Annotated in this window: 1 pseudogene; it reads left to right on the forward strand. The window is 74.9% G+C overall.

Annotated elements, in window-relative coordinates:
• Window positions 1–427: 427 nt before the first annotated feature.
• Window positions 428–1,225, forward strand: a pseudogene (locus tag ACOV8S_RS22485) (MFS transporter); the annotation flags it as partial.
• Between the last annotated feature and the right edge of the window lie 143 nt (window positions 1,226–1,368).

Consider the following 1,368-nt stretch of genomic DNA (forward strand, 5'->3'; position numbering starts at 1 on the left):
GGGGTGGGAGGTGGAGGAGTCGCTCATGGGATGGGTGCGCGCAGACCTTCCGTGCTGTGCTGCGGTGCGGGGGTGCCTCAGTATCGTCCCCCTCCTGGTCCGGGACCCCTCATCCGGGTCCCGGACCACCCTTGTGAGAAACGCCACCCGGCTGCGGAGTCGCCTGCGCGGCAGGGGAGTTGACCCGAACGAGGGACGGATGGACAGGTGTGCGGGAAGCACTGCGGGCCTCCGCGGGCCATCATGGCCGTCGCCGTTCCGCCAGGACGGTCTCCTCCGTCCTCCCCGTCCCGTCGGCAAGGCGTACTTCCCCGTGTTCCTCTCCTCCTCCGTCGGCCGGTCCCTGACCGCCCGGCTCCACGCCGCGCGCGCCGCGCGCCGTTCCGGTGGCGGCCGCGGCCCGTGGCGCTCGCTGCGGCACCGCTCCATGCGCTGGTGGTCACTGGCCAACCTGGTCTCCAACGTCGGCACCTGGATGCAGCTGACCGCGCAGAACCTGCTGGTCCTGGAGCTGACCGGCTCCGCGGCGCTCACCGGTCTGTCGGTGTCCCTGCAGGCGGCCCCCGGGCTGCTGCTCGGTCTGGCCGGCGGCGCGGCGGTCGACGCCTGGCCCCGCAAGCTCACCGCGGCGGTCAGCCAGGCGCTGCTGGGCGCGGTGGCGGTCGTCACCGCCGTGCTCATCGCCTTCGACCAGCTGAACGTCGGCGTGCTGATGGTCCTGGCGGTGGTCACCGGCCTGATCGCCACGGTGGACGCGCCCGTCTGCGCGCTGCTGGGCAACGACCTGGTGCCGCCGCGGGACGTCCCCTCGGCGATCGCCGTCGGCTCGCTGGTGCACGGCGTCGGGCGGCTCGGCGGAGCGGCGGCCGCGGGTGTGCTGGTCAGCTGGTGGGGACCCGGCGCGGCGTACGGGGTGAACGGCCTCTCCTTCCTGTTCGTCGCCGCGGTGATCCCGTTCCTGCGTCCCGCGCCGGGGGCGGTGCCGGTGGAGCCGGTCGCCCTGCCTGCCTTGCCCGGGAGGACCCCTGCAGCGGCGCCGGCCACGCAGCGGCGGCGGGGGACGGGGGCCCGGGACGGGCTGGTGTTCTTCTTCCGGCGGCCCCGGCTGGTGGCCCTGGCCGCGATCACCGCGATGAGCAGCGTCTTCGGCCGCAACTACACGCTGACCCTGGCCGTCCTGGTGACCGGGCCGCTGGCCGGCGGGGCCGCCGAGTTCGGCGCGGTGCCTTCGACCAGCTGAACGTCGGCTCGCTGGTGCACGGCGTCGGGCGGCTCGGCGGAGCGGCGGCCGCGGGTGTGCTGGTCAGCTGGTGGGGACCCGGCGCGGCGTACGGGGTGAACGGCCTCTCCTTCCTGTTCGTCGCCGCG

The sequence above is a fragment of the Streptomyces sp. CO7 genome, from assembly GCF_053474865.1.